22 protein-coding genes and 4 tRNA genes are annotated in these 24,470 nt (G+C 57.7%); 9 read left to right on the top strand and 17 right to left on the bottom strand.

Annotated features, from left to right (window positions below; translation table 11 throughout):
* Positions 1-253 precede the first annotated feature (253 nt).
* The 10 genes from F8N21_RS18955 to F8N21_RS18910 all read right to left on the bottom strand — a co-directional run bounded on the left by F8N21_RS18955 (position 254) and on the right by F8N21_RS18910 (position 9,538).
* A complete protein-coding gene (locus F8N21_RS18955) occupies positions 254-2,125 on the bottom strand; it encodes a SurA N-terminal domain-containing protein (protein WP_150643575.1) in 1,872 nt (623 codons plus the stop codon).
* A gap of 101 nt (positions 2,126-2,226) precedes the next feature.
* Positions 2,227-2,303, bottom strand: a tRNA-Asp gene (locus F8N21_RS18950).
* A gap of 54 nt (positions 2,304-2,357) precedes the next feature.
* The gene (locus F8N21_RS18945; protein ID WP_002552737.1) at positions 2,358-2,630 is read right to left on the bottom strand and encodes an HU family DNA-binding protein; all 273 of its coding nucleotides are present in this window, start codon (positions 2,628-2,630) and stop codon (positions 2,358-2,360) included.
* A 148-nt stretch (positions 2,631-2,778) separates the two neighbouring features.
* Positions 2,779-5,175 (bottom strand): endopeptidase La, encoded by a 2,397-nt coding sequence (lon, locus tag F8N21_RS18940; protein ID WP_150643574.1) that lies wholly within the window; start codon positions 5,173-5,175, stop codon positions 2,779-2,781.
* Between the two features lie 181 nt (positions 5,176-5,356).
* The gene (clpX, locus tag F8N21_RS18935) at positions 5,357-6,640 is read right to left on the bottom strand and encodes an ATP-dependent Clp protease ATP-binding subunit ClpX (RefSeq protein ID WP_150643573.1); all 1,284 of its coding nucleotides are present in this window, start codon (positions 6,638-6,640) and stop codon (positions 5,357-5,359) included.
* Positions 6,641-6,747: 107 nt separating this feature from the next.
* A complete protein-coding gene (gene clpP / locus F8N21_RS18930; protein WP_150643572.1) occupies positions 6,748-7,389 on the bottom strand; it encodes an ATP-dependent Clp endopeptidase proteolytic subunit ClpP in 642 nt (213 codons plus the stop codon).
* 91 nt (positions 7,390-7,480) lie between these two features.
* Positions 7,481-8,791, bottom strand: a complete 1,311-nt coding sequence (gene tig / locus F8N21_RS18925; RefSeq protein ID WP_150643571.1) for a trigger factor — start codon at positions 8,789-8,791, stop codon at positions 7,481-7,483.
* A gap of 413 nt (positions 8,792-9,204) precedes the next feature.
* A tRNA-Leu gene (locus F8N21_RS18920) sits at positions 9,205-9,289 on the bottom strand.
* Positions 9,290-9,345: 56 nt separating this feature from the next.
* A tRNA-His gene (locus tag F8N21_RS18915) sits at positions 9,346-9,421 on the bottom strand.
* A gap of 40 nt (positions 9,422-9,461) precedes the next feature.
* Positions 9,462-9,538: transfer RNA gene (locus F8N21_RS18910), tRNA-Arg, on the bottom strand.
* A 280-nt stretch (positions 9,539-9,818) separates the two neighbouring features.
* Between F8N21_RS18910 and folD the strand changes: the two genes are divergently transcribed.
* Both folD and pbpG read left to right on the top strand, forming a co-directional pair.
* Positions 9,819-10,673, top strand: a complete 855-nt coding sequence (gene folD / locus F8N21_RS18905) for a bifunctional methylenetetrahydrofolate dehydrogenase/methenyltetrahydrofolate cyclohydrolase FolD (protein ID WP_150643570.1) — start codon at positions 9,819-9,821, stop codon at positions 10,671-10,673.
* Between the two features lie 260 nt (positions 10,674-10,933).
* Positions 10,934-11,872 (top strand): D-alanyl-D-alanine endopeptidase, encoded by a 939-nt coding sequence (gene pbpG / locus F8N21_RS18900; protein ID WP_150643569.1) that lies wholly within the window; start codon positions 10,934-10,936, stop codon positions 11,870-11,872.
* 89 nt (positions 11,873-11,961) lie between these two features.
* Here the strand turns inward: pbpG and F8N21_RS18895 are convergent, their stop codons facing one another.
* From F8N21_RS18895 to F8N21_RS18885, 3 genes are all read right to left on the bottom strand, one after another.
* Positions 11,962-12,684, bottom strand: coding sequence for a peptidase C39 family protein (locus tag F8N21_RS18895; RefSeq protein WP_191624353.1), 723 nt, complete (start codon positions 12,682-12,684; stop codon positions 11,962-11,964).
* Positions 12,685-13,096: 412 nt separating this feature from the next.
* Positions 13,097-13,846 carry a TerC family protein gene (locus F8N21_RS18890; protein WP_150643568.1) on the bottom strand — a complete coding sequence of 250 codons (750 nt, stop codon included), beginning with the start codon at positions 13,844-13,846 and terminating at the stop codon, positions 13,097-13,099.
* Between the two features lie 31 nt (positions 13,847-13,877).
* A complete protein-coding gene (locus F8N21_RS18885) occupies positions 13,878-14,129 on the bottom strand; it encodes a hypothetical protein (protein ID WP_150643567.1) in 252 nt (83 codons plus the stop codon).
* 133 nt (positions 14,130-14,262) lie between these two features.
* On the opposite strand from F8N21_RS18885, the gene nhaR reads away from it, so the two are divergent.
* Positions 14,263-15,168, top strand: coding sequence for a transcriptional activator NhaR (gene nhaR / locus F8N21_RS18880; protein WP_150643566.1), 906 nt, complete (start codon positions 14,263-14,265; stop codon positions 15,166-15,168).
* 4 nt (positions 15,169-15,172) lie between these two features.
* Here nhaR and F8N21_RS18875 read toward each other — a convergent pair whose 3' ends face one another.
* Positions 15,173-16,327, bottom strand: a complete 1,155-nt coding sequence (locus tag F8N21_RS18875; RefSeq protein ID WP_150643565.1) for an MFS transporter — start codon at positions 16,325-16,327, stop codon at positions 15,173-15,175.
* Positions 16,328-16,619: 292 nt separating this feature from the next.
* Between F8N21_RS18875 and sstT the strand changes: the two genes are divergently transcribed.
* Entirely contained in the window at positions 16,620-17,861 is a 1,242-nt protein-coding gene (gene sstT, locus F8N21_RS18870; RefSeq protein WP_150643564.1) for a serine/threonine transporter SstT, read from the top strand.
* A gap of 704 nt (positions 17,862-18,565) precedes the next feature.
* Here the strand turns inward: sstT and F8N21_RS18860 are convergent.
* Positions 18,566-19,075: a DUF1993 family protein gene (locus tag F8N21_RS18860; RefSeq protein ID WP_150643563.1), complete on the bottom strand. Its 510-nt coding sequence runs from the start codon at positions 19,073-19,075 to the stop codon at positions 18,566-18,568.
* A gap of 183 nt (positions 19,076-19,258) precedes the next feature.
* Here F8N21_RS18860 and F8N21_RS18855 point away from each other — a divergent pair, with 183 nt between their 5' ends.
* A complete protein-coding gene (locus F8N21_RS18855; protein ID WP_150643562.1) occupies positions 19,259-19,906 on the top strand; it encodes a YceH family protein in 648 nt (215 codons plus the stop codon).
* Positions 19,907-20,085: 179 nt separating this feature from the next.
* Here the strand turns inward: F8N21_RS18855 and F8N21_RS18850 are convergent, their stop codons facing one another.
* Positions 20,086-20,904 carry a shikimate 5-dehydrogenase gene (locus F8N21_RS18850; RefSeq protein ID WP_150643561.1) on the bottom strand — a complete coding sequence of 273 codons (819 nt, stop codon included), beginning with the start codon at positions 20,902-20,904 and terminating at the stop codon, positions 20,086-20,088.
* Here F8N21_RS18850 and F8N21_RS18845 point away from each other — a divergent pair.
* The 3 genes from F8N21_RS18845 (at position 20,903) to F8N21_RS18835 (ending at position 21,875) form a co-directional block, all read left to right on the top strand.
* Positions 20,903-21,088 (top strand): hypothetical protein, encoded by a 186-nt coding sequence (locus tag F8N21_RS18845; protein WP_150643560.1) that lies wholly within the window; start codon positions 20,903-20,905, stop codon positions 21,086-21,088. The two genes, F8N21_RS18850 and F8N21_RS18845, sit on opposite strands and share 2 nt — an antisense overlap.
* Before the next feature lie 70 nt (positions 21,089-21,158).
* Positions 21,159-21,530, top strand: coding sequence for a hypothetical protein (locus F8N21_RS18840; protein ID WP_150643559.1), 372 nt, complete (start codon positions 21,159-21,161; stop codon positions 21,528-21,530).
* A gap of 162 nt (positions 21,531-21,692) precedes the next feature.
* The gene (locus tag F8N21_RS18835) at positions 21,693-21,875 is read left to right on the top strand and encodes a hypothetical protein (RefSeq protein WP_150643558.1); all 183 of its coding nucleotides are present in this window, start codon (positions 21,693-21,695) and stop codon (positions 21,873-21,875) included.
* On the opposite strand, the gene F8N21_RS18830 is transcribed toward F8N21_RS18835, so the two are convergent.
* Entirely contained in the window at positions 21,872-22,933 is a 1,062-nt protein-coding gene (locus tag F8N21_RS18830; protein ID WP_150643557.1) for an AI-2E family transporter, read from the bottom strand. The genes F8N21_RS18835 and F8N21_RS18830 overlap by 4 nt on opposite strands.
* A gap of 159 nt (positions 22,934-23,092) precedes the next feature.
* Here F8N21_RS18830 and yegQ point away from each other — a divergent pair, with 159 nt between their 5' ends.
* The gene (yegQ, locus tag F8N21_RS18825; protein ID WP_150643556.1) at positions 23,093-24,418 is read left to right on the top strand and encodes a tRNA 5-hydroxyuridine modification protein YegQ; all 1,326 of its coding nucleotides are present in this window, start codon (positions 23,093-23,095) and stop codon (positions 24,416-24,418) included.
* The last annotated feature ends 52 nt before the right edge of the window (positions 24,419-24,470 follow it).

Raw genomic sequence — 24,470 nt, 5'->3', positions numbered from 1 at the left:
AACATCCTGAGCAAAACGGTTCGGGAGGTATTGTGCAACAGATCGACCCTCGTGGGCGTACCGTTTAGTGTCTTGACCGCCTTGCAAGCCTGATGAGCCCGGTTTACGGGGGAAAGTCGCGCAGAAAAATGATCAATGAACACTCGCCACCTGGCTGCCGGGTGCGGACTGGAACATTTGATAGCCCCCTAAACAAAAGACCCCGGCCTTGCGGCCGGGGTCTTTGTTTACGACTTACTGAATCAGTCAGGCATCAGAACTTCTCGATGTCTGCCTGGCTTTCCAGTTGCTTGCGATAGGCGGCAAAGTCTTGCTGACCCACCCGCGAGGCCAGGAAGCGACGGTACTGAACCTTCTCTTCCTCGGTAGGCGCTGCCGCTTCGTTGACGCCGTTCAGGCGCACGATCGCCAGGCTACCGTCAGCCAGGGTCACGCTGGTGAAGGTCGGCTTGTCCTTGGCTCCAGGCTTCGGCATGCGGAACAGTGCTTGCAGCACGGTCGGGTCGATCCCTTCCTGGCCACGCGTGACGGCTTCCTGCACTTTCCAGTTCTGGCCGTCCAGCGCTTTATCCAACGGCGTCTTGCCGTCGCGCAGGCTGGCGATCAGTTCCTCGGCCCTGGCCTTGGCGGCAGCACTTGCATGCTCCTTGGCCAATTGCACGCGGATGCTCGCAGCAACGCTTTCCAGTGGCAGTTGCGCAGGCTTGCGATGCTCTTTGGCACGCAGGACCACAACGGTATCCGGGTCCAGTTCGATGGCAGTGCTGTTGGCACCTTCATCCAGGACTTCAGGGCTGAATGCCGCCGTTACTACCGCACGGTTGGCTGCTACACCCTCACCGCCCTCACGGCCAAACGGCGCGGAGGTGTGAACGGTCAGCTTCAGCTCTTGAGCCGGCTGGGCCAGATCGGACGCTTCGAACGCAGAGTCTTCAAGCTGCTTGGTCGCTTCGACAAAGCGCTGCTCGACCTGTTGCGCCTTGAGCTCGAGCGTCAGCTTGTCTTTCAAGCTGGCAAAGCTCGGCACTGAAGGTGCCTCGACGCCCAGCAACTTGATCAGGTGCCAACCGAAGTCGGTACGAACCGGTGACGAAACCTCATCCTTGTTCAAGGCGTACAAGGCCTTTTCGAAGGCTGGGTCGTAGACACCCGGACCGGCGTAACCCAGGTCACCGCCGTTCGCCGCCGAACCAGGATCCTGGGAGAACTCTTTGGCCAGGGCCTCGAAGCTTTCACCTTTGGCCAGACGCGCCTGAACTTCGTCGATTCTGGTCTTGGCTTGCGCCTCGTTCACCTTGTCATTGACCTCGATCAGAATGTGCGCGCCCCGACGTTGCTCGGAGATATTCGCGGTTTCCTTCTGATATTGAGCCTGCAGGTCTTCATCCTTGACGCTGACCTGGTCAAAGAAAGAAGCTTTCTTCAACTCGAGGTAATCGATCACCACCTGATCGGGCGTCATGAACTCCTTGGCATGTTCGTCGTAGTGAGCCTTGATCTCGTCATCAGTCACTTTGACTGCCGATGGATCGGCCTTGATGCTCAAGGAGGCGAAATCGCGGGTCTGTTTTTCCAGGCGCGCGAATGCCAGAACCTGTGCATCGGTGACGAAACCGCTACCTGCCAGACCGGCACGCAGTTGACCGATCAGCATTTCCTGCGCCAGCATCTGGCGGAATTGCATACGGCCGTAGCCCAGTTGGCGGATTACCTGATCGAAACGCTCGGGGCTGAACTTGCCGTCGACCTGAAACTCAGGCGTCTGCAGGATCACCTGGTCCAGAGCTGCTTCGGAGAAAGCGAATTTCGATTCGTCTGCGCCCTGTAGCAACAACTTGCGGTCGATCAGCCCTTTCAGAGCAGATTCACGCAACATCTTTTCATCGAGCAAGGAAGCATCGAAATCCTTGCCCAGCTGTTGCATGAGCTGACGGCGTTGCATGTCGACCGCCTGGCTCAGCTCGTTCTGACTGATCTCTTCACCATTGACCTTGGCGGCGTCCTGGCTATTGGTAGTGGCCTGGAAAATGGCCTCGATACCGGTAAAAGCCATCAGTACGACGATGATCCCGATAATGGTCTTGGCAATCCAGCCTTGTGAATTGTCCCTGATATTCTGCAGCATGCGTCCCCCAGAAACGGTTGTACTTCAAATTAGGCAACCGTGGAGCGTGGGTAGAATCCGGATAGAAGAAAGGCGCATCCGAGGATGCGCCTTCTCGTAACTGGCGGAGCGGACGGGACTCGAACCCGCGACCCCCGGCGTGACAGGCCGGTATTCTAACCGACTGAACTACCGCTCCGCTGCCAAGTCAGGAATGACCCCGACCCGGATGGGCAAAGACTTGAAAAGACGCTTAGTTAACAGCTTCTTTCAGTGCTTTACCGGCTTTGAAACCTGGTTTTTTGGCTGCTGCGATTTCCAGCGTCTTACCGGTCTGTGGGTTACGACCAATGCGAGCTGGACGATCGGTGACGGAGAAGGTGCCGAAACCAACCAGTACAACAGAGTCGCCAGCCTTGAGAGCGCCAGTGACGGATTCGATTACAGCGTCCAGCGCACGGCCAGCAGCAGCTTTCGGGATATCAGCGGATGCAGCGATAGCATCAATCAGTTCCGACTTGTTCACTCTAAGTCCCCTTATATCTATTTGAGTATGATTCTAAGTTTTTTGGTGAAAGCAAAAGCGAGCGCTGAATGGCCTACTGACACTTAAGAGCCGCTTTATAACAAGGGCTCTAAAAAGCTGTCAAGAAAGCCCCCCAGGCAAATTCGTACTAATGCGTGCTAATTCTTTCCTTGGAATCAGACTCGCGCTTTTCATCCTTTGCAACTATCTCCGGAGCCACATCCGGCAAGGGCTCCGGCGCGTATTGCAGCGCAATTTGCAGGACCTCGTCAATCCATTTAACTGGTTTAATCTGAAGATCTTGCTTGATATTGTCGGGAATTTCCTTCAAGTCGCGGACATTCTCTTCAGGAATGATCACGGTCTTGATCCCGCCGCGGTGTGCCGCCAGCAGTTTTTCCTTCAGACCGCCAATTGCCAGAACCTGGCCGCGCAAAGTGATTTCACCGGTCATGGCGACATCTGCACGCACCGGAATCCCGGTCAGTGCCGACACCAGGGCCGTACACATGCCGACACCGGCGCTCGGACCATCTTTAGGCGTAGCCCCTTCCGGCATGTGGATATGGGTGTCACGCTTCTCGTGGAAGTCCAGAGGGATCCCCAGGCTCTTCGCACGACTGCGCACAACCGTCAGCGCCGCAGTGATCGATTCGACCATTACGTCACCCAGGGAACCGGTCTTGATCAACTGACCCTTGCCCGGTACCACGGCTGCTTCAATGGTCAGCAACTCACCACCGACCTGAGTCCAGGCCAGGCCTGTCACCTGTCCGATCTGATCCTGCTGCTCAGCCAGGCCGTAGCGGAATTTGCGCACTCCAAGGAAGTGTTCCAGCATCTCGGCTGTCACTTTTACCGAGAAGCGTTTTTCCAGGGAATGCTCTTTGACCGCCTTGCGGCAGACCTTGGCAATCTGCCGTTCAAGGCCACGCACACCGGCTTCGCGGGTGTAGTAACGAATGATGTCGCGGATCGCCTCGGCGTCGAATTCCACTTCGCCTTTCTTCAAGCCATTGGCCTGAATCTGTTTGGGCGAGAGGTATTTGACGGCGATGTTGATCTTCTCGTCTTCGGTGTAGCCCGGCAGACGAATCACTTCCATCCGGTCGAGCAGCGCCGCCGGGATGTTCATCGAGTTGGCGGTGCAGAGGAACATCACATCGGAAAGGTCGTAGTCGACTTCCAGGTAATGGTCATTGAAGTTGTGGTTCTGCTCGGGATCGAGCACTTCGAGCAACGCCGACGCCGGATCGCCACGCATATCGCTACCCATCTTGTCGATTTCATCGAGCAGGAACAGCGGGTTGCGCACGCCAACTTTTGTCATCTTTTGAATCAATCTTCCTGGCATCGAACCGATGTAAGTCCGCCGATGACCACGAATTTCCGCTTCATCACGCACGCCACCGAGGGCCATACGCACGAATTTACGGTTGGTCGCATGGGCAATCGACTCCGCCAGGGATGTTTTACCAACCCCGGGAGGACCGACCAGGCACAACACCGGGCCACGAATTTTCTTCACGCGCTTTTGCACGGCGAGGTATTCGAGGATCCGTTCCTTGACTTCATCCAGGCCGTAATGGTCGGCGTCGAGGATATCTTCAGCCCGTACCAGGTCCAGACGTACCTTGCTCTGAGCCTTCCACGGCACCTGAACCAGCCAGTCGATATACGTACGCACCACTGTCGCTTCCGCAGACATTGGCGACATTTGTTTGAGTTTGTTCAGCTCCGCCTGAGCCTTGGCCAAAGCGTCTTTCGGCAAGCCGGCGGCATCGATGCGCTTTTTCAGCTCTTCGATTTCGTTATGGCCTTCGTCGCTATCGCCCAGCTCTTTCTGAATGGCCTTCATCTGCTCATTCAGGTAGTACTCGCGCTGGCTGCGCTCCATTTGCTTTTTGACGCGACCGCGAATGCGTTTTTCGACTTGCAGCAGGTCGATCTCGGCATCCAGCAACGCCAGAACGTGCTCGACCCGGGCCGACAAATCGATGATTTCGAGGATTTCCTGCTTCTGCTCGATCTTCAGCGCCATGTGCGCCGCCATGGTATCGACCAGGCGGCTAGGCTCGTCGATGCTGTTAAGCGACGACAGCACTTCGGCAGGGACTTTCTTGCCCAGTTGTACGTATTGCTCGAACTGAGCCAGCAGGCTGCGGACAAAGACTTCCGACTCGCGCTCTGGCGCATCGATCTCGTCGATCAGCGAGACTTCGGCACGGCAGTGGCCGTCCACTTCGATGAAACGTTCGACCGCCCCGCGCTGTTCACCCTCGACCAACACCTTGACCGTGCCGTCAGGCAGCTTGAGCAGTTGCAGAACCGTCGCGATGGTACCTACGCGATAAAGTGCTTCTTCACCGGGATCGTCGTCGGCAGGGTTCCTCTGAGCCAGCAGGAGAATCTGCTTGTCGCCCGTCATCGCGGCCTCGAGGGCTTCGATGGATTTCTCGCGCCCCACGAACAGCGGGATAACCATGTGCGGATAAACCACAACATCACGCAATGGCAGGAGAGGCAATTCGATGGTTGTCTTCATGATTTCGCCTCTACGGCGGCCATAAGGCCGGAAACAGATGGAATTAAGCTTGAAACCAAGATGGGGGCTGCCTTCGAAAAAAACAAGCTTAAAAGATCGTCCGACGCGGCCCGAACCTTTGAAAGTTCCTGCAAAAGCAAAGGGGCCCGAAGGCCCCTTCTTGAATCCAGCAGTGCGACGCTTAAGCGTCTGGCACTGCCTTGGCCGTCGGCTCACTGTTTTCGTAGATATACAGTGGCTTGGACTTGCCTTCTATAACGCTTTCGTCGATCACTACTTTACTCACCTCGGACTGCGAGGGGATCTCGTACATAGTGTCGAGCAACACGCCTTCGAGGATCGAACGCAATCCACGAGCACCGGTCTTGCGCTCAAGCGCACGCTTGGCCACCGACTTGAGAGCGTCGGCACGGAACTCCAGATCGACGCCTTCCATCTCGAACAGCTTGGCGTACTGCTTGGTCAGAGCATTTTTGGGCTCGGTGAGAATCTGCATCAACGCAGCTTCGTCGAGCTCGTCCAGGGTGGCAAGAACCGGCAGACGACCAACGAATTCCGGGATCAGACCGAACTTGACCAGATCGTCAGGTTCGACTTCACGCAGGGATTCACCGACCTTCTTGCCCTCTTCCTTGCTGCGCACTTCGGCGTTGAAGCCAATGCCGCCACGGGTGGAACGGCTTTGAATGACCTTTTCCAGCCCGGAGAACGCACCACCGCAGATGAACAGGATGTTACGCGTATCGACCTGAAGGAATTCCTGCTGTGGGTGCTTGCGACCACCTTGAGGCGGTACGGAAGCCACAGTGCCTTCGATCAACTTGAGCAATGCCTGCTGCACGCCTTCGCCGGAGACATCCCGGGTAATCGAAGGGTTGTCGGATTTGCGCGAGATCTTGTCGATCTCATCGATGTAGACAATGCCCATCTGGGCTTTCTCTACGTCGTAATCGCATTTCTGCAGCAGTTTCTGAATGATGTTCTCCACATCTTCACCGACATAACCTGCTTCGGTGAGGGTGGTGGCATCAGCGATGGTGAAAGGTACATTCAGCAGGCGAGCCAGTGTTTCGGCAAGCAGGGTTTTACCCGAGCCTGTCGGGCCGATCAGCAAGATGTTGCTCTTGCCGAGTTCGACGTCGTCATTCTTTTTGTCACGCTGGTTGAGGCGTTTGTAGTGGTTGTACACCGCTACGGCCAGAACCTTTTTCGCACGCTCCTGACCAATCACATACTGGTCAAGGATGCCGCTGATTTCTTTAGGCGAAGGCAATTTATGCGCGCTGCTTTCAGCCTGTGCTTCCTGCACCTCCTCACGGATGATGTCATTGCACAGGTCGACGCACTCGTCGCAGATAAAGACCGAGGGGCCGGCAATCAATTTGCGCACTTCATGCTGGCTTTTGCCACAGAAGGAGCAATAGAGCAATTTGCCGTTGTCCTCGCCGTTGCGGGTGTCAGTCATTCGATCGATCCAAATCCGATAGGCTTGCAACACAAGATGAAGGCTATTGCGGGCTTTTTCAAGCCCGCAGGTGGCCAGTTAAACCCAACCACCTACATTTGAGCTGCTTAGGCGGGCATTTGACGCTTGGTGATCACAGAATCGATCAGGCCATATTCGGCCGCACGCTCTGCACTCATGAAGTTATCACGCTCGGTATCGCGCTCGATGACTTCAAGGCTTTGCCCGGTGTGATGGGCCAGCAACGAGTTCAGGCGAAGACGAATGGCGAGGATTTCCCTGGCATGAATGTCGATATCCGACGCCTGCCCCTGGAAACCGCCCAACGGCTGGTGAATCATCATGCGCGAGTTGGGCAGGCAGTGACGTTTGCCCGCAGCGCCACCGGCGAGCAGGAAAGCGCCCATGCTACAGGCCTGGCCGATGCAGATGGTCGAAACGTCGGGCTTGATGAATTGCATGGTGTCGTAGATCGACATCCCCGCAGTCACCGAACCGCCTGGTGAGTTGATGTAAAGATGGATGTCCTTGTCCGGATTTTCCGCTTCAAGGAACAGCAGTTGCGCCGCGACCAGGTTGGCCATGTAGTCTTCTACCGGGCCAATCAGGAAGATCACTCGCTCCTTGAGGAGGCGCGAGTAGATGTCATAGGCACGTTCGCCACGGGCGGACTGCTCGATAACCATCGGGACCAGGCCGCCTGCGGCCTGGATGTCAGAGCTCTGCTGATAATAAGAATTGCGGGACATGTCCGGCAGTCACTCCCAAATAGTTATGTCTTGAATACGCATAAGCCAGCGCAAAGGCTGGCTTATGTGTGTATTTTCAAACAAAGAGAAATCAGTCAGCTTGTGGTGCTTCCACCGGCTTGACCGCTTCTTCGTAAGAGACCGATTTGTCGGTCACGCTAGCTTTCTGCAGAACAGTATCCACAACTTGCTCTTCCAGCACAACCGAACGGACTTCGTTCAGCTGCTGGTCGTTCTTGTAATACCAGGACACAACCTGCTCAGGCTCTTGATACGCCGAAGCCATTTCCTGAATCATTTCGCGAACGCGAGCTTCGTCAGGCTTGAGGTCGAATTGCTTGACCACTTCAGCCACGATCAGACCCAGCACCACACGGCGACGGGCTTGCTCTTCGAACAGCTCGACCGGCAGTTGATCAGGCTTGATGTTGCCACCGAACTGCTGAACAGCTTGCACGCGCAGACGGTTGACTTCGTTTTCCAGCAGGGATTTCGGGATTTCGATCGGGTTGGAGGCCAGCAGACCGTCCATTACCTGATTCTTGACCTTGGATTTGATCGCCTGACGCAGCTCACGCTCCATGTTCTTGCGAACTTCGGCGCGGAAACCTTCAATACCTGTTTCCTTGATACCGAATTGAGCGAAGAATTCTTCGCTCAGTTCCGGCAATTTCGGCTCGGAGACAGTGTTCACGGTAACGGTGAACTCTACTGCCTTGCTAGCCAGGTCCAGGTTCTGATAGTCCTCGGGGAAGGTCAGGTTCAGAACACGTTCTTCACCAGCCTTGGCGCCAACCAGACCGTCTTCGAAGCCAGGGATCATGCGGTCGGAACCCAGAACCAGCTGAGTACCCTTGGCAGAACCGCCAGCGAACACTTCGCCGTCGACCTTGCCAACGAAATCGATGTTCAGCTGGTCTTCGTTCTGGGCAGCGCGATCAGCTTGCTCATAACGGATGTTCTGCTTGCGCAGGACTTCCAGCATCTTGTCGAGATCGGCGTCCGCCACGTCAGCGCTCAGGCGCTCGACATTGATGGTGTCGAAGCCGGCAACGGTGAACTCAGGGAACACTTCGAAAGTTGCGACGTATTCCAGGTCTTTGCCGGCTTCGATCGACTTAGGCTCGATCGAAGGCGCGCCAGCCGGGTTCAGCTTCTGCTCGACAACAGCTTCGTAGAAAGAAGACTGGATCACGTCGCCTACAGCTTCCTGACGCGCATCAGCACCGAAACGACGCTTGATTTCGCTCATTGGCACTTTGCCTGGACGGAAGCCAGCGATCTTGGCCTTTTGGGCAGTCTGCTGCAGACGCTTGTTGACCTGAGTCTCGATGCGCTCAGCCGGCACGGTGATGCTCATGCGGCGCTCAAGAGCAGAAGTATTTTCAACAGAAACTTGCATGGATATTCCTCGTTGCACAGACGTTAGCCGGCCGTTTCCGACCCCAGAATCAAGGGCATGCATTCTAGTGGGTCAAACTCAAGAAGTCACCCTACTGAAAACGGGTAAAAAAGCAGCAGGCAATTTATAGGCGAGGGACAAGCGGTTGCGCCCCGCCCTGAGAGCAAATACAGCTAATCGAGCCAGGGCCTTGGGCCAGCCCTTCTATATATAGAAGGACGGAGCAATCGCCGCCCTGACAGCCAGGACCCCAGGGGATCCGGCAGATGAACCAGGCATCATTCAGCAACATAATGACGACGAACCGTCACCTTGTCAGCTCGGTACCCGCGGCCGCGCCGACTTCTGAAACGAAAACGGCGCAGCCCTTTTCAGGTGCTGCGCCGTTATCTGCTATTAAATAGCTACTTAATTGGTGCGGACGAAGAGACTCGAACTCTTACACCTTTCGGCGCTGGAACCTAAATCCAGTGTGTCTACCAATTCCACCACGTCCGCGTATCAAGCTTTTAAAGCAAAGGCGCCAGATTATTAATCTGGCGCCTTTCTAAATATGGGGTGGACGAAGGGGATCGAACCCTCGACAACGGGAGTCACAATCCCGTGCTCTACCAACTGAGCTACGCCCACCATATTGCCTTGTTGCGTTACTTGTGCCAAAGCTGCCTAATGGCGCACCCGGCAGGACTCGAACCTGCGACCATCCGCTTAGAAGGCGGATGCTCTATCCAGCTGAGCTACGGGCGCCTTGTTAATCTGTATTCTTGGACGATTACAAACTAAGTGCTTTCAGTCTTACCGAGTTAAACATCAACCCTGCTCAACCTTCTTAACCAGTGCTAGGCTGTGCCCGACAAGTGCGACGAATGTTATAGGCGGTCCGCCAGGTCGTCAACTCTTTTCTGAAAAAAATTCATTTAATTAAAGGGGTTAGGGGAATTTGCAGACCAAGCGCCTTTGCCCTCACGTCACGACATGCGAGAATGCGTTCTCTTTTCTTCCCCCTCTCGATGGTTAATCACGCGTCATGACTGCACAACTAATCGACGGCAAAGCGATCGCCGCTCGCCTGCGCCAGCAGATCGCCAAACGTGTCGCCGAGCGTCGCCAGCAAGGCTTGCGCACTCCTGGCCTCGCGGTGATCCTGGTCGGCAGCGACCCCGCCTCTCAAGTTTATGTCTCGCACAAGCGTAAAGACTGCGAAGAAGTCGGCTTCCTTTCGCAGGCCTATGACTTGCCCTCCGACACCACCCAGGAAGCATTGACCGATCTGATCGATCGCCTCAACGATGACCCGAACATCGACGGCATCCTGCTTCAGCTGCCGCTTCCCGGACAACTGGAAGCTTCCAGACTGCTGGAACGCATTCGCCCGGACAAGGACGTGGATGGTTTCCACCCTTATAACGTCGGCCGCCTGGCACAACGCATTCCCTTGCTTCGTCCCTGCACGCCAAAAGGCATCATCACCCTGCTGGAAAGCACCGGTGCCGACCTTTATGGAATGGATGCCGTGGTGGTGGGTGCTTCCAACATCGTCGGGCGTCCGATGGCGATGGAATTGCTGCTGGCCGGCTGCACCGTCACCGTCACCCACCGTTTCACCAAGAATCTGGCCGGCCACGTCGGCCGCGCCGATCTGGTGGTGGTGGCCGCCGGCAAGCCGGGCCTGGTCAAGGGCGAGTGGATCAAGGAAGGCGCAATCGTCATTGACGTGGGCATCAACCGCCAGGAAGACGGCAAGCTGGTCGGCGATGTGGTTTATGAAACCGCCCTGCCCCGCGCCGGCTGGATTACTCCGGTTCCAGGCGGGGTCGGCCCGATGACCCGTGCCTGCCTGCTGGAAAACACGCTGTACGCAGCGGAAACGCTGCACGACTGATCTCAGGTTTTGCTTGAAGACTTGATAAAGAACCCCGCCCATTTGGCGGGGTTTTTTGTTTTGGCGTGGCAAAATACCGCCCGAATCCTCAAGGCCGATCAAACTGATAAATAGCTGATACAGCACCAAATTTAGTTCATCGAAAGCCCCTGTTTAGCGGGCGGGTAGCGCTTTCCTGGCACATACTCATAAAATGTAACGTTTCTTCGAGTAAAGCCCGTTGCACGACGGCATATCCACCTTTTAACGAGTCCGCCCGCGTGAAAATCCGTATTTCTATCCTCAGCCTATTTTTTGCATTTACAGGCACTTTTACCACGCCGAACCTTTATGCTCGTGAAACCATCGAAGCCCCCCGAGACACCTCCCAACTGCACATTGCCTCCGGCAGCGCGCTGCTGATCGACATGCAGACCAACAAGATCATCTATGCGAGCAACCCGGACGTCGTCGTCCCTATCGCTTCGGTTACCAAACTGATGACCGGCTTGATCATCCTCGAAGCCAAGCAGTCGATGGACGAATACATTTCCGTGTCGATCAGCGACACCCCGGAAATGAAAGGGGTGTTCTCCCGGGTAAAACTCAACAGCGAATTGAGCCGCAAGGACATGCTGCTGATCACCCTGATGTCCTCGGAGAACCGTGCAGCCGCCAGCCTGGCCCATCACTACCCTGGTGGTTACGTCGCGTTTATCGCTGCGATGAACACCAAGGCCAAGGCGCTGGGCATGACCAGCACCCACTACGTGGAGCCTACCGGCCTGTCGACTCGCAACGTTTCCACTGCCCGCGATTTGAGCAAGCTGGTACAGGCCGCCCACAAGTACCCGATGCTCAGCGAGCTGAGTACCACCAAGGAAAAGACCGTGACCTTCCGCAAGCCCACTTACAGTCTGGGCTTTCGCAATACCGATCATTTGGTCAGAAAGGACAACTGGGACATCCAGCTGACCAAGACCGGCTTTACCAACCAGGCGGGTCACTGCCTGGTCCTGGTGACCCGCATGGCCAATCGTCAGGTCGCCCTGGTGATCCTTGACGCCTTTGGCAAATACACCCATTTCGCTGATGCCAGCCGTATCCGCAAGTGGCTCGAAACCGGGAAAAGCGGTTCGGTACCCGGTGCTGCCTTGCAATACAAAGCCGCCAAGAACCTCAAGAGCCGCCAAAGCGAGGTGGTCCAGACGTCTGAATAGCGCTGGATAAACGCAAAAAAAAACCTGACTGTGATATCAGGGCCTTCACCTTCAACGGCGCTCGACAGCGCCGTTTTTCATGCGTTGAGTCAGGGCGCACTCAAGGCTTTGGTGGCTCTCGCCGCGGCCTGTTCCTGACCGGCCTGAGCCAGCTCATCGGCCGCTTTCAGCCAGCGCTGCGAGTCGACTCCGGCCGGTATCTGCGTCGGCCCCTGGATCAGCACAGCCCAACTGCCAGCACTTTCCCAGGCGGACTCAAACGACTTGAAGTCCATCAGCAGACGACGGTTCATCCCCGCCCGGAGCAGGACTGTCTGTTTATGCCGGTTGTAGCCCGCGAGCACGGCATACCTTGGCCCGGACCAGAATTCGCTGAAGCGCACCAGCACCGGATAACCGGCCGCAACCTGAGTCAATAACGCCGCAAGATTGCTATCGAGCGGATAGACCACCATGCCGTACTCGCGGGCCAGGGTCTGCATGTTCTGCTGCAACCGGTCTTCAGCGCCCGGCAAATGCAGCGGCTTGTCCAGCAACCCCGGGGTAATCACGATGCCCTGCTGGGATAGCATGCTGGCCAGGGTCGCGGGCCCGCTCTGATAGAGTTCGCTACGGAAGAACGGCACGCCGTTGAGCTCGACACGCTCCGGCAAGCGCTGGATCTGCGGCTGCACGCTGCCGGCGCAACCCGCCAGACTCAGAACACAGGCACTGGCCAACAGCGCCCATCGAAATCGAAGAAATACCCGCACCATCATCACTCTCTTGTTCAGATGCCAGGCAAACACACTCCCGGCTTGGGCTTCGATCATAGGGCGGTCTTGAACCTCGGTATAGCCTTAAACGGCAGATGGCAGCGGCCGATAGAGCGAACTGGTTGATGGCTCTCGACTGTTCGTCGGTAGCTTGAAACACATCTGCGACTAGACTGTCCATTGCAGGAGTGTGTGTTCGCGGCTGGACACTGAGGAGGCACTTATGAGCCTGGCAACGACAATATTCATTCTGATCTGTGGCTGGCTGGCCGTTGCTGGGGCGATGCTGTGGGGCGTACTGCGCATTACTCGCAGACATCATCACCCGCACCAACCAACAGCACCGAGCAAAAACCCGAAACCCGCCCGGCGCATTGCTGGGGCGCACTGACTGGCATTTGAATCCCGCATAAAAAAACGGTCGTCTGCGCCCTTTCGAGCACAGACGACCGTTCAGTGTGGCCGCTGATTAAGCTGCAGCAGCCACACGCTTTTGCCGAGCGCGGCGCGAGAGCATGTTCAAGCTTTCAATCGCCGCCGAGAACGCCATGGCCGCGTAGACATAGCCCTTCGGAACGTGGGCGCCGAAGCCTTCGGCGATCAGGGTCATACCGATCATTATCAGGAAGCCCAGGGCCAGCATCACCACGGTCGGGTTATTGTTGATGAACTTCGCCAACGGTTCGGCGGCGAGCAACATCACCAGTACCGAGACCACCACCGCGATGATCATGATCGGCAAGTGTTCGGTCATGCCGACGGCGGTAATGATGCTGTCGATCGAGAACACCATATCGAGCAACAGGATCTGACCGATCGCTGCCGCGAACCCAATGGATACGCCCGAAGTCGCGGAGGCCGTTTCTTGCGACTCCGGATCCATGCTGTGGTGGATCTCGGTGGTGGCTTTCCACAGCAGGAACAGACCGCCGGCAATCAGGATCATGTCTTTCCAGGAGAATACCTGGCCGAGCACATCGATGACCGGTTCGGTCAACTGCACAATGAACGCGATGGTGCTGAGCAGGCCCAGGCGCAGAACCAGCGCCATGCTGATGCCGATACGCCGCGCCTTGGCCCGGTGCTGCTCAGGCAGCTTGTTGGTGAGAATCGAGATGAAAATCAGGTTGTCGATGCCGAGCACGATTTCCATGACGATCAAGGTAGCCAAGGCTACCCAGGCGGTGGGGCTGGCAGCGAGTTGTAAAAGGTATTCCATGAGTCAGTCCTGAAATCGGTGTACGACGGGGTTAGATTTCCTGCGACGAATCTTCGCGCTGTTGGCGCTCGTCAGCGGGTTTTTCCTGGGTGCCGAGAATGTCTTGAGTCGCGTCGCGTAATGCTTGCTCCGCGGCGATCCGGGTATCGTCGATGGCCTGTTTCGCCGTCTCGGCCGCTTTGTCCATCACTTGCTGAGTACTTTTCTCGACCTGGTCGCAGCCACTGAGTACCAGCACTGAAAGCGCCAGCAGCGAAGCGACGCCTATGGATGTGAGTTTCATCATGCTTCCTCGATATAACGTACGGCCTTAAATAATGGCCCGTCGATAGCGCAGCATTCTAAGGAGGTAAACACTTCAGGAAAATTCGTATTTTTAGCAGCTATACTTCGGTTTTTACGAACTGAATGCCCCTATGCTCAATTACCGACAACTGCATTACTTCTGGGTGGTGGCCAAGACGGGCAGCATCGTTCGGGCCTGCGAGCAGCTGAACCTGACGCCCCAGACCATCAGCGGGCAAATCAGCCTGCTCGAACAGACCTACGGGATCGAGTTGTTTCGCCGGGTCGGCCGTCAGCTCGAGCTGACGGAAGCCGGACGCCAGACCCTGCCCTATGCCGAACAGATGTTCCAGCTGGGTGGCGAGCTGGAGGCCATGCTCAGGGCCCAACCCAACGAGCAGCAGCTTCTGTTCCGGGTCGGGGTGGCCGACGTGGTGCCCAAGTCGATCGTCTATCGGCTGATCGCGCCGACCATGGAACTGAGCGAACCGCTGCGCATCACCTGCCGAGAGGACAAACTCGAACGGCTGCTCGCCGACCTGGCGATCCAGCGTCTGGACCTGGTGATCTCCGACAGCCCGATGCCGTCGCACCTGGACATCAAGGGCTACAGCCAGAAACTCGGCGAATGCGGCATCAGTTTTTTTGCCACCGCGGCGCTGGCTGCACGTTACGGGACAGATTTCCCACAAGGTTTGCACGGCGCTCCACTATTGATTCCCGGACAGGAAACCGTGGTCCGCAGTCGTTTGCTGCGCTGGTTGGCCGAACAGCAGATCCAGCCCCGGATCGTCGGCGAGTTCGATGACAGCGCGTTGATGCAGGCCTTTGGCCAATCCGGCAGCGGGATATTCATCGCCCCGAGCGTGATTGCCGACGAAGTGAAACGTCAGTACGGCGTCGAGTTGATCGGCCAGACCGATGCGGTGAGCGAATCCTTCTACGCCATTTCGGTGGAGCGCAAGGTCAAGCACCCCGGCATTGTCGCCATTACCGAAGGTGCCCGACGCGAGCTGTTTACCGCGATGACTCCCTGAGGATTCAGGCGCAGACCGCCCGGGGTTTGGCGGTCATCAGCAACAACGCCAGCAGGATCGACAGCACGATAAAGCCCGCTGCCGCAAAGCCGAGACTGCCCAGCCCCAGGGTATCGATCACCCGCCCACCGACCATCGCGCCCAGGCCGATTCCCAGGTTGGCCCCGGCGATATTCAGCGAAGCGGCGAAGGCCGGTGCCTGCGGTGCGACCTTTATCAAGCGCACATGGCTGACCAGGAACAGCGCCGCCTGGGTGACACCCCAGATCCCCATCGCCGCCGCCAGCCCCAGGGTCGAGTGAATGGCCGGCACCAGCGCCACCATGCCGCCGATCATGAAGGCACAGAACACCATCGAGGCGATCAGCGGATGGCGATCGACCATGCGTCCACCCAGCGAGTTGCCAATCAGCCCCATCGCACCGAAGCCCATCAGGCACCAGCCGACCAGGGTGCCGTCGAAACCGGCCAGCCGTTCGAGGATGTCGGCCAGATAGGTGTAAGCGGTGAACATGCCGCTGAACACCAGGATCGACAACAAGACATGCCCCTGCATCAACGGGCTGCGCAGGATTTTCAACTGCGAACGGAAACTCACCTGCTGTTTGTGCAAGTCGGTTTGCGGCAAATAGATGAACAGCAGCAGCGCCTTGGCAAAAGCGATCACGGCCAGAATGCCAAACACACTGCGCCAGCCGAAGGCATCGGATATCAAGGTTCCCACGGGAATCCCGAACACCGTGGCGCAGACTATCCCGAAACCGATTTTCGCAATCGCCCGTCCGGCGTAATCCGGCCCGACGATTCCTACGGCCGTCTCACTGGCCAAGGCCCAGAACACCGGCAAACCGAGGGCTGGAATCAACCGGGCCACGGCCATGACGCCGATATTGGGTGCCAGCGCCGCCAGGGTGTTGGCCAGTCCGAACATCACCAATACCGTGATAAACAGCCGTTTACGCTCGAAGCGAGCACAGTAAGCGGTCAGAAACGGTCCGAAGGCGGCCACGGTAAAAGCGAACAAGGTCACCAGTAAACCAGCCTGGGACACACTGACCTCCAGATCGCGGGCGATGGATGGTAATAGACCGACGATGATGAACTCTGTGGTCAGCACGGTAAAACCGGCGGCCGACAACAGCAAAATGGGCAACAACATGCATAACTCCGCAAACAACGACGCCAGCGATAGCCCGAGGCCCACTGATTGGAGATGAAAAAAGAGGATCGCGAATCTTAGCAGAGAGTCTCTGCCAGCGGGTGGCTGAACCGGCCAGACAACCCTGAACCTCTGGCGGCAGATCGTCACAGGCCCCCAGGAATCGGCCTGCGGTGTGATAAAGTCCGGCCCCTTCCAGAGACACCCCGTTCTTCGACCGTTCACGGCCACGGGTTTTACTGCTGCCCCCTCGTTGAACCACAACACTCTATAAAAAATCCGAGATACCGCTATGACTGCTGCCGCCCTTTCTCCATTGCAAAAACTCAAACGCACCAGCCTGGTGACCCAGATCGTTATCGGCCTGATCGCCGGTATTCTGCTGGCGTTGCTCATGCCCGAAGTGGCGCGATCGACAACCTTTATCGGCAAAGTCTTTGTCTCGGCCCTCAAAGCCGTCGCGCCGATTCTGGTGTTTGTGCTGGTGATGGCTTCGATCGCCAACCACAAGCTGGGTCAGGAAACCCATATCCGGCCGATTCTGTTTTTGTACCTGCTGGGCACCTTTGCGGCGGCGGTCGTTGCGGTGGTCGCCAGCACGCTGTTTCCTTCCAGCCTGGTGCTGGCCACCCAGGATGTGGCGGTGAGCCCGCCAGGCGGGATCAGTGAAGTGCTGCAAAGCCTGCTGCTCAGTGTGGTCGACAACCCGCTCAGTGCCCTGATGAATGCCAATTTCATCGGCATCCTGGCTTGGGCGATCGGCATGGGTATTGCCATCCGCCATGCCGGGGAAACCACCCGTACCGTGCTGGGGGATCTGTCCAATGGCGTGACGCTGATCGTGCGCATGGTGATCCGCTTCGCACCGCTGGGGATCTTCGGCCTGGTGGCTTCGACCCTCGCCACCTCCGGTTTCGGCGCACTGCTCGGCTATATGCAGCTGCTGGCCGAGCTGATCGGCTGCATGCTGTTCGTGGCCCTGGTGATCAATCCGGCCATCGTGTTCTGGAAGCTGCGCCGCAATCCTTACCCGCTGGTCTTCACTTGCCTGCGCGAAAGCGGGATTACCGCGTTTTTCACCCGCAGTTCGGCGGCGAACATTCCGGTCAACCTGGAGTTGAGCAAGCGACTTGGCCTGCATGAAGACACCTATTCGGTATCGATTCCGCTGGGTGCCACCATCAACATGGCGGGCGCGGCGATTACCATTACCGTGTTGACGCTGGCGGCCGTGCACACCCTCGGGATTGCCGTGGACATTCCGACGGCCGTGCTGCTGAGTGTGGTCGCAGCGATTTGCGCCTGCGGGGCATCGGGCGTGGCCGGTGGTTCGTTGCTGCTGATTCCGCTGGCGTGCAGCCTGTTCGGCATTCCCAGTGAAATCGCCATGCAAGTGGTCGCCGTCGGTTTCATCATTGGCGTGCTGCAGGACTCGGCGGAAACCGCACTGAACTCCTCCACCGACGTACTGTTCACCGCCGCGGCCTGCCTGGCCCAGGAAGAACAGGCCGAGCGTATCGCGCAAAAGGTTTGATTCAGGGAAAGCCCGCTGACCGGTACTGGTCAGTGGGGTTTCTTGTGGGCTGTGGGATTTGCAGTGCCTGCAAGGACGCTTTCGCGGGCAAGCCCGCTCCCACAAAGGATCTATGTACATCACGAGAGACAGGCCGGCCGGTAGGCCGCCTTGCTGTTGCTTTGGCTTTTGATCTACCCGCCCCTTCGGGAGGCCGAGTGGAGGCGTTCATCAGGGGGTAGGCGCGCAGCGCCGTTCGACGAAGTCGAACACATCGAGAGGAGGTCGTCGCGAAGCAGACCGGAGGCGATGCCCCCTGATGAATGCCGGAGCGAGGGAACACCGAGCCTAGGCGAGGTGCCGGACGCCGGGGCGAAGCCTTTTGGTTACTTTTCGGCGTCTGAAAAAGTGACACGCCGTAAGGGCGGAACCATAAGTCGCCGTTACCGCAGGAATGGATATGTACACCGACCAAACGCCAAGATCAAAAGATCGCAGCCTTCGGCAGCTCCTACACGGCGTCTGGAAAGGAGACGCCGTAAGGGCGGAACCATAAGTCGGCGTTACCGCAGGAATGGATATGTACACCAGAAAGAGATAGGCCGGCTGCCAGGCCGCCTTCGCGGGAAAGCCACGCTCTCACAGCCACCAAATAATATTCAGCCAAAAAAAACCCGGCAAGGTTCAGTGCGAACCTTGCCGGGCTTTTTTGTGTCTGCGGGGGTTTAGAACGCGCCCATGTAATCGCGCTTGCCGACTTCCACACCGTTGTGACGCAGGATCGCGTAAGCGGTGGTGACGTGGAAGAAGAACTGCGGCAGGCCGTAGGTCAGCAGGTAAGCCTGGCCAGTGAAGCGTTTCTCTTTTGGCGTGCCCTGACGGGTGATGATCTCGATCCCTTCCTTGCCGTTGATTTGTTCAGGCTTGATCTCCTCGATGAAGGCCAGGACTTTGCTGATCAACGCTTGCAGCTCGGCGAAGGTGGTTTCAGTGTCGTCATACTTCGGCAGCTCAACCTCGGCCAGACGCGCGGAAACGCCTTTGGCGAAATCCACGGCGATCTGCACCTGGCGTACCAGCGGGAACATGTCCGGGGCCAGACGCGCTTGCAGGAAGACCTCTGGTGCAATGTTTTTTGCCGTGGCGTGGGCTTCGGCCTTGTTCAGGACGCCGCTCAGGGCGCTGAGCATTTGTTTGAAAACCGGGACGGATGCGGCATACAGAGAAATAGTCATGACAGTCTCGCAGGTTGTGGCGGGAGGTTAGCCTGGCGCGATTATAGCCATGCTTCAAGCGCTTGGGGTCTGTTGACGTTAGGTAACGGCCGCGACGTCACCCAACGTCAACAGACCCTAGTGGCTTGTCTTTTATTCTGCAAGGATTAGGCTAGTTGCCTTCGACAGCATAGGGAAAGCGCGATGAGCACCGAGCACGACACCGCCAGCGATGAACCGCGGCTCAGCAGTACGGAAATCCGCATTCTCGGCTCTTTGATCGAGAAACAGGCCACCAGCCCGGAAACCTATCCGTTGACCCTCAATGCACTGGTCATTGCCTGCAATCAGAAAACCAGCCGCGAACCGGTGATGAACCTCACCCAGGGCCAGGTCGGCCAAAGTCTTCGCGCTCTTGAAGGCCGGGGGTTCACTCGCCTGGTCATGGGCAGCCGCGCCGATCGCTGGGAGCATCGGGTGGACAAGGCGCTGGAGCTGGTGCCAGCCCAGGTGATCCTGGCCGGCTTGCTGTTTCTGCGCGGCCCGCAGACTGTCAATGAGCTGCTGACCCGCAGCGGTCGCATGCATGATTTCGAAGACACCGAACAGGTCGTGCACCAGCTGGAACGGCTGATTGCCCGCGGCCTGGCATTGCTGTTGCCACGTCAGGCCGGGCAGCGGGAAGACCGCTACATGCATGCACTGGGCGACCCGGCCGATATCGAAGTGATTATGGCTGCACGGCAGAATCCAACGGATCGCGGCAGCGGCAGCGGCGTGTCGGTGGAGCGCATCGAAGAACTGGAAGCGCGGATTGCGGCGCTGGAAGAGCGCTTGGCCCGGCTGGAGTGACCCTGCGTAGCAGCTGCCGAGCAGCGCGAGGCTGCGTTCGGCTGCGAAGCAGTCGTAAAACCTGCGATCGCGATTTAACAGAACAACCGCATGCACTGGATTGCGACCGCTGCGCGGCCGAACGCAGCCTCGCAGGCTCGGCAGCTGCTACGCAGACGCGCCCCACCCTGGACCTCCGATCAGCCCCGCGCGAAAGCCACCGCCTTCTGGAACTGCTCCTCGGTCGGGCGCACACCGGTGTACAACACAAACTGTTCAAGTGCCTGGATGGCGATCACTTCCAGCCCGGTGATCACGCGTTTGCCTTGAGCGCGCCCGCGCAGGATCAGCGGTGTTTCCGACGGAATCGCCACCACATCGAAGATCGTTTCCGCCGAGTCGACGGCATCCGCTGCAAAAGCCAGCTGATCGACTTCCGCTCCGCCGGCCATACCGATTGGCGTGACGTTGATCAGCATCCGGGGCCGTTGGGTACCCAATTCTGGCAGCCATTGGAAGCCCAGGGAACTCGCCAGGGCGCGACCGGCCACTGCATTACGAGCGACGATCAAACCGTTCCGGTAGCCGCCGTCACGTAGCGCGCTGGCCACCGCCTTGGCCATTCCCCCGCTGCCGCGCAGGGCAAAGCTCGAGTCCTGTGGCACTTCATGGGTCTTGAGCAGTTGCGCGATGGCGATGTAATCGGTGTTGTAGGCCTTGAGATGGCCATCGGTGTTGACGATGGTATTGATCGACTGGATGGCCTTGGCTGACTCATCCAGCTCATCGACCAAGGCAATACAGGCTTCCTTGAACGGCATGGAGACCCCGCAGCCGCGAATGCCCAAGGCACGAATCCCACCCACCGCACCTGGCAGATCCTTGCTGCTGAACGCCTTGTAATAAAAATTGAGCCCCAGTTGCTCATACAAATGGTTATGAAAACGCAGGCCGAAATTCCCCGGACGCCCAGACAGGGACATGCACAGTTGGGTGTCTTTGTTCGGGTTCATCTGCATGTTTTTCTCCTTCAAAAAGCACTTTCAGATGGACGGGATTAGCCAGCCCACCGGTTCTGTTCGATCATTATTCAGTGAAGCTCAGGAGCCTGGTTTCGCGGCATCTCAAGGTAAAGAAACCGCTACAGACCTTACACAATATTTACTCAATGGCTCGGTAGATTTTTCAAAAATTGCTGTCTGAGAAGTATCCCCGCGACAATCCTTGAGTCTATTGCAGACCACAAGCGCTGGGGCCGAAACGAGGAATTGCCATGATTCGCAAACTCCCTACAGTGGCCTTGCTCATCGGGGCACTCGCTGTCACAGGTCAGGCATCCGCCGGTGGTCATGGTCATGGTCATGGTGGTGATTGGAGGGGGCCAGCGGTATTCGGCGCGGTGGTCGGCGCCGCCATAGTCGGCTCGGCAATCATCAGTCGCGACCGGCCGGTCTATGTGCAGCAGCCCGTGTACGTCCAGCCACAACCGGTCTACATACAACAGCCGCGACCGGTCTATTACCAGCCACAACCGGTTTACATCGAGCGACCGGTCTACTACCGGCCCGCACCGGTCTACTACGGTCCACCACCTGGCTACTACTATGGCCCACCACGCGGTTACTACGGTCGACCACGCTGGTAATCACCACGCTGCAGCATTCTCGGGCCCCGACTTGAACGGGGCCTGATGCGTTGCCACGCTTTTCACCTTCGATTTCGCCCGCGTCGATGTCCACTATCGAGCGCGATGATTTCTCGTTGAACCCTTTGGCCCATAAGGTAGTCTCATCTGATGGAGGTACTTATGTCCAAAGTTCAAATCATGTCCGTAGTGGGCAGCGCCGTTCCCGAACCGCTCAGAGAGCTGGGACTGCTGGCTTGTTGGTATCTGATGCAGGACGGCGTGGCGATCAGCGGCCCGTTCACTTCACTGCTCGCCGCTCAGGCACTGTCGCAAAGCCGGGATGTTCATAACATGTGCGCCTAAGGCAACTGCACCCGAGGCTTGGTTTCAACGAACAGCGCCCAGCTTGATATGAACAGCGCGGCGATCAAGGGTCCGATGACAAAGCCGTTCAGTCCGAAAATCGCCAGCCCGCCCAGAGTGGAAATCAGAATCAGGTAATCCGGCATTTTCGTGTCCTTGCCCACCAGCATCGGGCGCAGCACGTTGTCGACCAGGCCGATCACCAGTATTCCGTACAACGCCAGCACCACTCCCTGCCAGATCGCCCCGCTGAACAGAAAGAATGCAGCGACCGGCGCCCAGACGATCCCGGCTCCCACCGCGGGTAACAGTGACAGGAATGCCATCACTACCGCCCAGAGCAAGGCGCTGGGAATGTCGAGAAACCAGAAAATCACCCCGCCCAATGCCCCCTGAGTGACCGCCACCAACACATTGCCCTTCACCGTGGCGCGCACCACGCGGTTGAATTTCAGCTGCAAGCGGCGCTTCTGTGTGTCATCCAGCGGTATCGCCGTGCGGATCTTGCGCGCCAGCTCCGCGCCGTCGCGCAAAAAGAAGAACAACAGGTACAGCATGATGAAAAAACCCAGCACAAATTCGAAGGTGCCCTGACCGAAGCTGAAGGCCTGGGTGGCGAAAAACTGACTACCCTGCATGGCACTTTTGACGATTTTCTCGCGCAGCTCATCGAGATCCCCCATGCCAAAACGGTCAAGCAAATGCTGGAAGTACGGTGGCAGGCTGTGTTTGAACCGCGACAGGTAATCAGCAATGTCCAACTGCCCGCTTTCGACACTCTTGTACAGCGTCGCCCCTTCCTGAACCAGCAAGGCGCTGATGATGATCACCGGCAAAATCGCAATCACCAGGCAGATGCTCAGGGTAACCAGAGCGGTCAGGGTGCGTTGCCAACCGAACTTCAATTGCATCCGCCGCTGCAACGGCGCAAAGACGATGCCGAGAATCACCGCCCAGAACACCGCGCCGTAAAACGGCAACAGAATCCAGATAAAGGCCACGGTCACCAGGACCAGCAGCACCAGCAGCGATTTGTTTTCCAGAGTGGGTTCGTTCATGTCCGATCCATGTGAGTAAGCGCAGGACTGATGGCGTCCTGGTGTTTAGTCAGCCAAGGCGCGCCTGAGTGCCATCTTTATTCATGGAGCATAGATCCAGATCAATTACATCCGCAGGCGACCGGTTTACCCTTCTGACCTTTTGTGATCGAAACCGCCATGCCTCTCGCCACTCCCGAACTCCTCGCCCCAGCCGGCACCCTGAAAAACATGCGTTATGCCTTCGCCTACGGTGCCGATGCGGTGTACGCCGGGCAGCCGCGCTACAGCCTGCGGGTGCGCAATAACGAATTCGATCATGCCAACCTGGCCCTGGGCATTGCTGAAGCCCAGGCCCAGGGCAAGCGTTTCTATGTGGTGGTGAACATCGCCCCGCACAACGCCAAATTGCGCACCTTCCTCAAAGACCTGGAGCCCGTGATCGCCATGGCGCCGGATGCGCTGATCATGTCCGATCCCGGGTTGATCATGCTGGTACGCCGGCATTTTGCGCAGATGCCGATTCATTTGTCGGTGCAGGCCAATACGGTGAACTGGGCCAGCGTCGAGTTCTGGCAGCAACAAGGCCTGGGCCGGATTATCCTTTCCCGCGAACTGTCCCTTGAAGAAATCGCCGAGATTCGCCAGCAGGTTCCCGGGATGGAGCTGGAAGTGTTCGTCCATGGCGCGTTGTGCATGGCCTATTCCGGTCGTTGCCTGCTGTCGGGCTACATGAACAAGCGCGACGCCAATCAGGGCAGTTGCACCAACGCCTGCCGCTGGAAATACACCGCGCAACCGGCCATGGAGAATCAGCTCGGCGATATCGTTCAGGAGTTCCAGCCCGAGCCGACCCTGGGCCAGGGCGCACCGACCGATCAGGTATTTTTGCTGCAGGAAGCCAACCGTCCCGATGAACTGATGCCCGCGTTCGAGGATGAACACGGCACCTACATCATGAACTCCAAGGACCTGCGCGCCGTGCAGCACGTCGAACGCCTGACCCAAATGGGTGTGCATTCATTGAAAATCGAGGGAAGGACCAAGTCCCACTTCTATTGTGCGAGGACTACGCAGGTCTATCGCAAGGCGATCGATGACGCCGTGGCCGGCCGCGAATTCGACCGCAGCCTGATGACCGACCTCGAATCCCTGGCCCAGCGCGGTTACACCGAAGGCTTCCTGCGCCGGCATGTGCATGACGAGTATCAGAATTACCAGCAGGGCAGCTCCGTCTCGGAGCGCCAGCAATTCGTTGGCGAACTGAGCGGCGAACGGCGTGATCGACTGGCCGAAGTCCGGGTGAAAAACCGCTTCCAGCTCGGCGACCATCTGGAGTTGATGACCCCCCAGGGCAATTTCCACTTCGACCTGCATCAACTGCACAACGCCAAAGGTGAAGCCATCAAGGTGGCGCCGGGGGACGGGCATACCGTGTATTTGCCGATACCGGACCAGGTGGAATTGCGCTTTGGGTTGTTGATGCGGGATGTGCGGGTTAGCTGAGACTTAAGCGCCGGACGCAGCCCCTGTGGCGAGGGGGCTTGTCGGACCGCCG

The sequence above is a fragment of the Pseudomonas fluorescens genome, assembly GCF_902497895.1.
Taxonomy (GTDB): Bacteria; Pseudomonadota; Gammaproteobacteria; order Pseudomonadales; family Pseudomonadaceae; genus Aquipseudomonas; species Aquipseudomonas fluorescens_BP.
The sequence above is the reverse complement of the archived record's forward strand: the minus strand, read 5'-3'. Positions and strand labels throughout refer to the sequence as shown.